Source organism: Modestobacter sp. KNN46-3 (assembly GCF_011039295.1).
Genome location: NZ_JAAKGN010000057.1, coordinates 21,200 through 27,807, shown reverse-complemented (window position 1 = coordinate 27,807; position 6,608 = coordinate 21,200). Strand labels below are relative to the sequence as shown.

The following is a 6,608-nucleotide window of genomic DNA, read 5'->3' as shown; positions in this document are numbered from 1 at the left end:
AGATGTTCATAAGAGACAGCACCAATCCGACCAGGCGCCGACGCACCCACCCGGCACGGTGGCCCGCTCACTGCGCAGGTACTGCGGGTCCGGCGGCGCGAAGGCCGCGACCGGCCGACCCCTGTGCCGGAGCCGACTCCTGCGCCGGAGCCGGCACCCGAGCCGGGACCTGGGCCCGCGCCGGAGCCGGGGCCTGCCCCGGTGCCCGTCCCGGAGCCGGAGCCTGCTCCTGCGCCGGAGCCCGAGCCGGCTCCTGCCCCTGAACCGGAACCCGCTCCTGAACCGGAGCCCGAGCCCGCTCCCGCTCCTGAACCGGAGCCCGAGCCGGCTCCCGCCCCCGAGCCGGACCCTGCGCCCGCACCGGCCCCCTGAGCCCGCACTCGCGCCGGGTGCGGCCCCTTGAACCCGCTCCCGAGTCGGGGTCAGCACCCGATCCGGGGCACGTTCCCGACACGGCAACGGAGCCGGTCCCGGCTCCGTGAGCCCGCTCTAGGACCCGAGTCGGCACCCGGACGCGAGCCGGCCGGCCTGTCGTTGAGGGGGCTGAGGGGCGGGGGGCCGGTCCTGACGGTCTGGCCGCGTTGGTCGGTCTCTCCAGCAGTGGAGAGCCACTCGTAGCCGGCTCCCCCGCCCGCGCTCACTGTGACTCAGGCCACAGTCGTCGTCAAGTCTGTGGCGGCGAGCCGCCCTCGCCGCGCGGCACCACCAGTACCGGGACGGTGGCGGCCCGCAGGATCTTCGTCGCCGTCGAGCCGAGGAAGACCCGCGCCTCCGGTCCGAGTCGGGACGACCCGAGCACCAGGACGTCCCCGGGCATCCACGGCACGGCGGCCACCGCCCCCGCCCAGCCGGCGCCGCGGCCCTGCACGGTCTCCGGGACTGGCCACGCGCCGGACCAGTCCGCCACGGCGTGCTCCAGCGAGCCCTGCACCTGACCGGCCCACTCCTCGCTGACCACGTGCTCCAGCGGCAGGCCGGTCTCCGAGGGCAGCAGGGCGGCACGCTCGGGCACGAAGGCCGCCAGCCGGACCGGCACGCCCCAGCGCTCGGCGAGCGCGCGGGTGGCGGACAGCGCGTCGGCGGAGCGGGCAGGGTCCGCCCAGGTGCAGGTCAGCCGGGTGGGCTCTGCCGGCGCCGACCACGCCCGCGGGGCCAGCGCCAGCGGCACCGGCGAGCTGTGCAGCAGCGGTTCGGCGACCGAGCCCGCCGCGAACCGGCCCGCCGGCGCCTCGGTCGCGGCGCCGAGCACGAGCACACGCGCCCGGTACCGGTGGGCCGACTCGACCAGGCCGGCGGGCACCGAGGACGCCGGGACGACGGCGGTGCGGACGTCCTCGACCCCGGCCCGCCGCAGTGCGGTCAGCGCCTCCGCGTGGCGGGTGGCGGTCAGCGCGGCCCGCCACTGCCGGTACTCGTGGTCGAGCCGGGAGGCGGTCGCGTGCGGCGGGTCGAGCGGCACGACCGTCGTCACGACGACCGGGGAGCCCTCCGCAACGGCCAGCCCGGCGGCCAGCCGGAGGGCGCCGTCGTCCCCACCGCTGTGCTCGGCGGCCTCCCAGCCCAGCAGGACGGTCATCGGGTCAGCGCCGTGCGGAGGCGGTGCAGGTGGCGGAGCGCGGCGATCGCCCGCCGGGGGACCGGCGCCGCCAACCGGCCCCGGTAGTCGCTGATGGCCGCCTGCCAGACCGGGTCGGCATGGGTCGGGTAGGGGTGGGTCGAGGCGGTCAGGTCGCTGGTGGTGAGCCCCTGCGTGACGGCGAGGGTCAGCTCGGCGAGGGTCTCCCCGGCCCGCGGCCCGACGACCGTCGCGCCGCGCACCCGGTGCCGGCCGTCGACGGCCAGGCGGGTGACCCCGTCCGTGCGCCGGTCGGTGATCGCCCGGTCGCTGTGCTGGTGTCCCTGTTCCAGCGCCCGCAGGCCGGCCTGCTCGGCGGTGCCGGTCGGCGCGCCCACGGCAGCGACCTCGGGCTGGGTGAAGGTGACCCGGGGCAGCGCGGTCAGGTCGACCCGGCGCCGCAGCCCGAGCACGGCGTTGGCGGCGACGGTCGAGCCGTGCAGACCCGCCAGGTGGGTGTACTGCGGTTGGCCGGTGACGTCGCCGGCGGCCCAGATGCGCGGGTTGCTGGTGCGCAGGTGCCCGTCGACGACGACCCAGCCGTCGTCGTCCCGCTGCACGCCGGCCGCGTCCAGCCCGAGGCCGTCGCCGGCGGCGCGTCGCCCGGTGGCGACCAGCAGGCGGTCGCAGCGGAGCTCGCCGCCGTCGGCCAGCGTCACCCGGGTGTCGCCCGGCGCCCCGGACACCCGCTGGACCTGCGTCGAGAGGTGCACGGTGACGCCGTCGGCGCGCAGCGCGGCGGTGACCAGCGCCGACGCGGCCGGGTCCTCGGCCGGCAGCAGCCGGTCGGCGGTCTCCACGAGGTCCACCCGGACCCCGAGCCGGGCCATCGCCTGGCCCAGCTCGCAGCCGGTGGTCCCGCCACCGAGGACGACCAGCCGCTCCGGCAGCTCCGGTTCGTCCCAGAGCGTCTCGGTGGTCAGCGGCGAGGAGTCGGCGAGCCCGGGGACGGCGGGCAGCGCCGGGGCGGAGCCGGTGGCCACGACGGCCTGACGGAACCGGACCCGGCGGCCGTCCAGCACGGCGCTGGACGGGCCGGTGAAGACCAGCTGCCCCTCGGCCACGGCGATGCCCGCGGCGCGCTGCGCCTCGGGCGAGTCGACCGGCTCGATCTCCCGGACCGCAGCGCGGACCGAGGCCAGCACCGCCGCCCCGTCGACCCGGACGCCGTCCACGTGCACCCCGAACCCGGCGGCGGCGCGTGCGGCCGCAGCGGCCTCGCCGGCCGCGATCAGCGCCTTGGAGGGCACGCACCCGGTCCACAGGCACTCACCGCCCCAGGTGCCGCGGTCGACGAGCAGCACCCGTGCGCCCAGGGAGGCGGCGGTCTGGGCGGCGAGCAGGCCGGCGGTGCCGGCGCCCACGACCAGCAGCTCCCACCGCTTGCGGGTGACGTCGGGGTCGGGCACGACGGGCGTCTCCGGTGGTCGAGGGCGGTGCGGGCCAGTCTGCCCGGCGGGACGTGGGTGTGCACCGCGGCATCGAGGGAACCGGCACCACAGCGACGGAGGGAGCAGGGATGGTCGGCCGTGCCCGGCAGTACGAGCTGATCGCGCCCGTCTACGACCTGGTCTCCGGTGAGTGGCCGGTGTACCGGGCGGGCCGGCTGGCCGGCGTGTCCGGGCTGCGGTTGAGCGGGGGCGACCGGGTGCTCGTCGTCGGCTGCGGCACCGGCCTGGACCTGCGGCCGGTGCACGACCGGGTCGGGGACGACGGGCGCTTCGTCGGGCTGGACGCCAGCCGGGCGATGCTCGCCCGGGCCGGTCGGCGAGCCGCCTCGCTCGGCTGGTCGGGGGTGGAACTGGTGGCCGGCGACGCGACCCGGCCACCGTCCCAGCGGCTGGCCGAGGCGCTGGGGGACGACGGTGCCGACGCCGTCCTGTTCACCTACGCGCTCTCGCTGATGGACGACTGGCCGGCCGCCTGGTGGGCCGCGGTGGCCCTCGCCCGGCCCGGTGCCCGGGTCGCGGTGGTCGACATGCAGCGGGCGCAGCGGGGGCCGCGGCCGTTGCGCGCCCTGGCGGACGTGGCGATGTGGAGCGGCGGCGCCGACCCCGCCGCCCGGCCCTGGCAGGCCGTCGAGCAGCAGTGCACCGACGCCGACCGGGCGGACCTGCGCGGCGGGCACGTCCAGGTCCGGGCCGGCACCCTCCCCACCTGACCCGCCCTGACCACCGGAATGGCCATCTCGGTGGTCAGGGGCGGCGGCGGAGGGCCTCGCGGGTGAGCTGGTCGACGGCGGTGTGGCCGGTCAGCCCGAGGGTGAGGTCGAACTCGCCGAGCACGTCCTCCACCACCTGACGGACGCCGTCCTCGCCGGCCACCCCCAGGCCCCAGGCGTAGGGCCGGCCCAGCAGGACCGCCCGCGCGCCCAGGGCGACGGCCACCAGCACGTCGGCGCCGCTGCGCACCCCGCTGTCGAACAGCACCGGCACCCGGTCGGCGACGGCGTCCACCACGTCGGGCAGCGCGTCCAGGGCGGCGATCGACCGGTCGACCTGCCGCCCGCCGTGGGTGCTCACCACCAGCCCGTCGACGCCCTCGTCGACCGCCCGCCGGGCGTCGTCGGGGTGCAGGACGCCCTTGAGCACGATCGGCAGCCGGGTGCGCTCGCGCAGCCAGGCGAGGTCGGCCCAGGTGATCGACGGGCGGGAGTAGATGGACAGGAAGGTCTCGACGGCGGCGCGGGGGAGCGGGGAGCGCAGGTTCTCCACCAGCGGGCCGGGCCAGGCGCGGGCCATCCCCACCAGGGCCCGCACCGCGGCGAGGTTGGGCCGCGGCTGCCGGTCGACCGGGCCGGCCGCGGCACCGGTGGGCCGCGCGGCGGTGGCCGCCACCCGTTCCTCGACCAGCCGGCGGAACACCGGGTCGGAGGTGTACTGCGCGATGCCCTTGCCCAGCGCGAACGGCAGGTGCCCGAGGTCCAGGTCGCGGGGGCGCCAGCCGAGCATCGTGGTGTCCAGGGTGACGACGACGGCGTCACAGCCGCTGGCCTCGGCGCGGCCCAGCAGGCTCTCCACCAGCTCGTCGGAGGTGGACCAGTACAGCTGCATCCACCGCGGGCTGTCGCCCATCGCCGCCGCGGTCGTCTCCATCGGCACCGACGCCTGGTTGGAGAAGACCATCGGCACCCCGACGGCCGCCGCGGCGCGGGCGACGGCGAGGTCGCCCTCGGGGTGCACCAGCTCCAGCGCACCCACCGGCCCGAGCAGCACGGGTGCCGGGAGCCGGCGTCCGAACAGCTCGACCGAGGTGTCCCGGCGGCTGACGTCGCGCAGCACCCGGGGGACGACGGACCAGCGGTCGAACGCCGTCCGGTCGGCCCGCTGGGTGGCCTCGTCGCCGGCGCCGCCGGCGACGTAGCCGTGGGCCCGGGCGTCGAGCCGGCGCTCGGCCTCCCGGGCCAGGGCCCGGTACACAGTGGGCACCCGGGGGTGCCTGCCGTAGACCCCCGCCCGGTAGACCACGTCCTGCCGCCGCCGTCCGGTCCCTGCCGCTGAGGTCATCGGATCACCGTAGTGACCTGGGTCTCGCACACGGCTCCCTGCCCGGCGGGGGTCGGGGCCGTCCCCCCGGCTCGACCGCCGTGGGCGACACGCCAGTTGCGACACGCCTGTGGGACGGAAGTGACGGGAGTGGCGCACTCCCCGCTGATCGAGGCCACCGGGCATGGTGGAGGGAGTTCCTGGGCAGGACGACGGTGCGCCGCTCAGCAGTCGTCCGTCGAGCGCTGGAGAACGGGGGACCGCAGTGCCGCTGACGTGCTCGTCCGCCCGCCCGGTGCTGCCCGCTCGACTGACCGTCGGCCTCGCGCTCGGTGCGGTCCTGGTCGCCGGGGCCGCCGTCGCCGGTCCCGCCGCCGCCCTCGAAGACCCGCGGCGCCCGGTCGGGACGGTCACCCACGGTCCCAGCTGCGGTCCCGGCGTCGTCCGCGTCCAGGTCACCAACGGCACCGAGCCGCACCGGGTCGCCCTGCTCTTCGACGGGGTGGAGGAGCAGGACGTCGCCGACCTCGCCCCCGGCGAACAGGTGGAGCTGACCAGCGAGGACGTCGACTGGGGCGTCACCGTCGACGTGTCGGTGACGGTCGCGGACCCGGACGGCACGCCGGAGCAGCCGCTGCAGTTCCGGACCTACACCCGGCCGAGCGAGGAGGACTGCGAGGCGGTCCGGCCGACCCCGACCCCCACGCCGACTGCGGAGCCGACGCCGACTCCAGAGCCGACGCCGACTCCCGAGCCGACCCCGGATCCGTCCGGCTCCCCGGACCCGTCGACCCCCGTGCCGGACCCGGCGCCGTCTGCCGTCCCGCCGCCGGTCGAGCCACCCCCGTCGACCCCTGTGCCGTCGAGCCCGACGCCGACGCCTGAACCGTCCAGCGCGACGCCTGCGCCCGTCAGGCCGTCCCCCACGACGGCCACCGCCACGCCGTCGAGCACGTCCGGGCCGCGGTCCAGCGGCCCCAGCGGCGCGGCGACCGGTGCGCCGTCCACCACCCCCACGGAGCCCGACGTCGGAGCCGGCGCGCCGTCCAGCTCGAGCGACTCCACGGCCTCGACCCCGGCGGTCACCGTGTCGCCGGGCGGGGTGGTGACCGTGCGGGCCAGCGGCTTCCGACCGGGGGAACCGGTCGACGTCCGGATGGCCGGCGGCGCCGAGCTGCTCAGCACCGTCACCGCGGCGGCCGACGGCAGCGTCGAGGCGGTCGTCCAGATCCCGCGCGGTGCGGCGCTGGGTGCGGCCACGCTGGAGCTCGTCGGCAGCGAGTCCGCGGCGACCGCCGAGATCGGCCTCCAGGTCGCCGCCCGCGCCGCACCGGTGACCGAGCGGACCGGTTCGCCGGCCGTGCTCGCCGCCGGGCTGGTCCTGCTCACCGCAGCCGGTTCACTCGGGCTGGTGGGCGTGCGCCGGTCGCGGAACGGGCACCCCGAGGGACGACGCTGAGCGAGCAGCACGGCGGACGACACCGGCACCAGCACTGCGAAGGAGACGT

5 protein-coding genes are annotated in these 6,608 nt (G+C 77.5%); 2 read left to right on the top strand and 3 right to left on the bottom strand.

The features are described 5' to 3' along the window. Positions 1-664 precede the first annotated feature (664 nt). Positions 665-1,576, bottom strand: coding sequence for a universal stress protein (locus G5C62_RS13660; protein ID WP_164701411.1), 912 nt, complete (start codon positions 1,574-1,576; stop codon positions 665-667). After that, complete coding sequence (locus G5C62_RS13655; RefSeq protein WP_206330627.1) at positions 1,573-3,024, bottom strand: NAD(P)/FAD-dependent oxidoreductase; 1,452 nt, start codon at positions 3,022-3,024, stop codon at positions 1,573-1,575. Before G5C62_RS13655 ends, G5C62_RS13660 begins: the two co-directional genes overlap by 4 nt. A 110-nt stretch (positions 3,025-3,134) precedes the next feature. On the opposite strand from G5C62_RS13655, the gene G5C62_RS13650 reads away from it, so the two are divergent. Further along, positions 3,135-3,776 (top strand): class I SAM-dependent methyltransferase, encoded by a 642-nt coding sequence (locus G5C62_RS13650; RefSeq protein ID WP_164701410.1) that lies wholly within the window; start codon positions 3,135-3,137, stop codon positions 3,774-3,776. A 34-nt stretch (positions 3,777-3,810) separates the two neighbouring features. On the opposite strand, the gene G5C62_RS13645 is transcribed toward G5C62_RS13650, so the two are convergent. Then, positions 3,811-5,121 (bottom strand): alpha-hydroxy-acid oxidizing protein, encoded by a 1,311-nt coding sequence (locus tag G5C62_RS13645; protein WP_164701409.1) that lies wholly within the window; start codon positions 5,119-5,121, stop codon positions 3,811-3,813. Between the two features lie 244 nt (positions 5,122-5,365). Between G5C62_RS13645 and G5C62_RS13640 the strand changes: the two genes are divergently transcribed. Beyond that, a complete protein-coding gene (locus G5C62_RS13640; RefSeq protein ID WP_164701408.1) occupies positions 5,366-6,559 on the top strand; it encodes a hypothetical protein in 1,194 nt (397 codons plus the stop codon). Positions 6,560-6,608 lie beyond the last annotated feature (49 nt).